Source organism: Actinomycetota bacterium, from assembly GCA_018830725.1.
Classification (GTDB): domain Bacteria; phylum Actinomycetota; class Humimicrobiia; order JAHJRV01; family JAHJRV01; genus JAHJRV01.
Genome location: JAHJRV010000044.1, coordinates 1 through 3,047, shown reverse-complemented (window position 1 = coordinate 3,047; position 3,047 = coordinate 1). Strand labels below are relative to the sequence as shown.

Here is a 3,047-nt window from a genome sequence, read left to right as displayed (position 1 = left end):
TGAGGAGGATAGCTATGCTTTTCCAAGCAATCATGCTCAAGGTGCTGTTGTCTTTTTTGGTTACTTATTGTCAGAAGTTAAAAAGAATTGGTTGAAAATTATGCTATTAATAATAATCTCTTTGGTTTCATTAAGTAGAATATATTTAGGAGTACATTTTCCAATAGATGTTTTTGGTGGATGGATAATTGGTTTTTTAATACTAATAATTTTATTATTTCTAATAGAAAAATATCAAGTTTGGGAGTTTTTATCAAATTATAATAAAAAGTATTTTCATAATAAGGGATATTTTCATTATGATTATCTAATTCCAATTTTAATTATTATCATTCCTTTAATTTCTTTTTTTATTTATCCAACCTATTCAACTGGGCAAATTTTGGGGGTTTTATCAGGCATTATCTTGGGAGTAACTTTTGAAAAAAGATATATAGATTTTAACCCTAAAGCAAAACTTTACATTCAGGTTATAAAAATAATAATAGCTTTATCTGTTTCATTGATAATTAGAATTGGGTTAAAGGAAATATTACCTGTCGCAGATTTTTTCACATATATAAGATATTTTATTATGGGATTATGGCTTACTTTCATAATGCCATTAATAATTAAAAAAGCTAATTTGGAAGAAAATGAAAATAACTAAGATTTAAAAGTCTTTAACCCTTTCATATAGGTCATTTCCGTATATATCATTTGCTACAATGCAAGGAAAATCTTCAACCCACAATTTCCTAATGGCTTCTGTACCTAATTCTGGATATGCTATAACTTTCGCTTTTTTTACATGCTTTGCAAGTAATGCAGCTACTCCACCAACAGCTGCAAGATAAACTGCTTTATATTTCTTTTGAGCCAAAACAACTTCTTTTGAACGACTACCTTTTCCTATAGTAGCCTTTACTCCTAACGAGTAAAAAAATGGAGCATAACTGTCCATCCTATGTGATGTAGTAGGACCTATAGAGCCAATAGGATCCCCAGGTTTTGAAGGTGTAGGTCCAGCATAAAATATTACTGAGCCTTTAAGATTAAATGGTGTTTTTTTTCCTTCATCAATCTGTTTTTTTAGCAATTTATGAGCTGCATCTCTTGCAGTAAATATAACTCCAGATAAAAGGATTTTATCTCCTATATTAAGTTTCTCTAAATCCCTTTCACTAAAGGGTGTTTTTAACCTAAAAGTTCTTGACATATTCAACCTTTTTTACATATTAGATAATTAATGAAGCTTTACGAGCTGCATGACAATTGAGATTTACACATATTGGTAAATTAGAAATATGACATGGAGCTGTTTCTATATGAACTGCTAATGCAGTATAAATACCTCCAAATCCTGAAGGTCCAATTCCTAATTTGTTAATCTTTTTTAAAATTCTTCTCTCTAATTGAGCATATTTTAAATCTGGATTTTGTTTTCCTACATCTCTTAACAGAGCTTTCTTTGATAAGAGTGTGCAGCTTTCCAAATTTCCTCCAATTCCTACTCCAACTATTACAGGAGGACATGCATTAGCTCCACCTTCTTTAACGGTTTTTACAACAAAATTTTCTATATCTTCTTCGCTAGCAGAAGGAGTTAGGATAGTCATCTTTGACATATTTTCTGAACCAGCACCTTTAGGCATTAGAGTAATTTCCAGATTTTTTCCTGAAACTATCTCTAAATGTATAATTGCTGGAGTATTATCTAAAGTATTTTCTCTTTCATATAGAGGATCCTTAACCATAGAAACCCTAAGATATCCCTCCAAATATCCCTTTCTAACACCCTCAGTAATTGCATCATATATATCACCATCTACAATTTTTACATCTTCGCCTATTTTAATGAAAAAAACTGCAATACCTGTATCCTGACAAATTGGTACCTTTGAATTTTCAGCAATTTCATAATTTTTTATGATTTGGGATAAAACTTCTTTTCCTAATGATGATTTTTCTTTATTGTATGCTTCTTTGATTGCACTTTTAACATCATCAGGTAGTTTATAGTTTGCTTTTTTACAAAGCATTGCTACCTTATCTTTTATTTCATCTGCACTAATTTTTCTCATATCTTAACTTTCCTTTTCACAATCTTAAAAATATAACTTTATGAATTATTTTCTCTCCCCCTAACTTGAAAGTAGAGAATAATGAAGTGTGTGCATTAATTAAATTTAAAAAATATTAAATTCAAATTAAAAAATAAATCTGCTTAATTGTGAGAAAAGTATTCCTCCAATTTTTTAATTAAAAATCTCTCTAATTGATAATATTGTGACCAATGAGCAGCCCTAAGTCTCTTTGAAACATTTTGAAATGTTACATTTAATTTTGTTGCTACTTTCTTTAGATTTTTTTTATCTCGATACAATCTTATAGCATCCCATTGTTTAGATGTTCTATTAATAACATTTAAATCCAAAAATGTGTAAAAGTTATTAATGATTTCCTCTAAAGATCTATATTCAGATGGGAGTTTATAATAAGTAATTCTCTCCCTTTCTTTTTTGATGATATTTAAAGCCTGGCTAGAAAGTCTTAAAGCCTCTCCATCAATTTCTCCTATATCCCTTTTTATCTTAGTGGATATTGAACCAATTCCTATTCCAGCTCTAAACTGCAAAGGGTAGAAGTTTTCTCTAATTATTGACAAAAATTCAGGTGTCTTATTAATTTCTTTTATGCCACCTTGAAACTCATCACCCCTATATATTTTAAATGGAACAAGCAAGAGAAAGGAAAATCTTTTATTAACATAACTAATTTTTTCAGAAAAAAGTTTAAAAAATAAATTCCTATCAGTTATTTTTTTGGATCTAATAATATCGGCTGTTAATATGCCATATTTCATAAAATCACACTTTTTAAAATATTTTTCTTTATATGCTTTGTATGTTATTAAAGTATCAAACTATCAAAATTGCTAAATTAGAATTTTTAATTTCAATTTTTTATATTCAATAATTTCATACTAATTTAGGTGAATTTTACTTTTCACCATATTTTAGGTGAAATATTTAATTTTGAAAAGTTCTTTATTTTTTCCAATATTT

4 protein-coding genes are annotated in these 3,047 nt (G+C 28.3%); 1 reads left to right on the top strand and 3 read right to left on the bottom strand.

The genetic code is table 11. The features are described 5' to 3' along the window. Positions 1 to 649, top strand: a 649-nt coding sequence (locus KKC53_02330) for a phosphatase PAP2 family protein (GenBank protein MBU2598008.1), incomplete at its 5' end; no start/stop codon positions are given. A gap of 3 nt (positions 650 to 652) precedes the next feature. On the opposite strand, the gene KKC53_02325 is transcribed toward KKC53_02330, so the two are convergent. From KKC53_02325 to KKC53_02315, 3 genes are all read right to left on the bottom strand, one after another. Continuing rightward, a complete protein-coding gene (locus KKC53_02325; protein ID MBU2598007.1) occupies positions 653 to 1,198 on the bottom strand; it encodes a FumA C-terminus/TtdB family hydratase beta subunit in 546 nt (181 codons plus the stop codon). A gap of 19 nt (positions 1,199 to 1,217) precedes the next feature. Next, positions 1,218 to 2,063 (bottom strand): fumarate hydratase, encoded by an 846-nt coding sequence (locus KKC53_02320; protein ID MBU2598006.1) that lies wholly within the window; start codon positions 2,061 to 2,063, stop codon positions 1,218 to 1,220. 143 nt (positions 2,064 to 2,206) lie between these two features. Then, positions 2,207 to 2,845 carry a SatD family protein gene (locus KKC53_02315; protein MBU2598005.1) on the bottom strand — a complete coding sequence of 213 codons (639 nt, stop codon included), beginning with the start codon at positions 2,843 to 2,845 and terminating at the stop codon, positions 2,207 to 2,209. Positions 2,846 to 3,047 lie beyond the last annotated feature (202 nt).

What these genes read in the sequence shown, in the direction of transcription:
- KKC53_02325 (MBU2598007.1), bottom strand. Translation starts at nt 1,198, where the DNA reads ATGTCAAGAACTTTTAGGTTAAAAACACCCTTTAGTGAAAGGGATTTA.
- KKC53_02320 (MBU2598006.1), bottom strand. Translation starts at nt 2,063, where the DNA reads ATGAGAAAAATTAGTGCAGATGAAATAAAAGATAAGGTAGCAATGCTT.
- KKC53_02315 (MBU2598005.1), bottom strand. Translation starts at nt 2,845, where the DNA reads ATGAAATATGGCATATTAACAGCCGATATTATTAGATCCAAAAAAATA.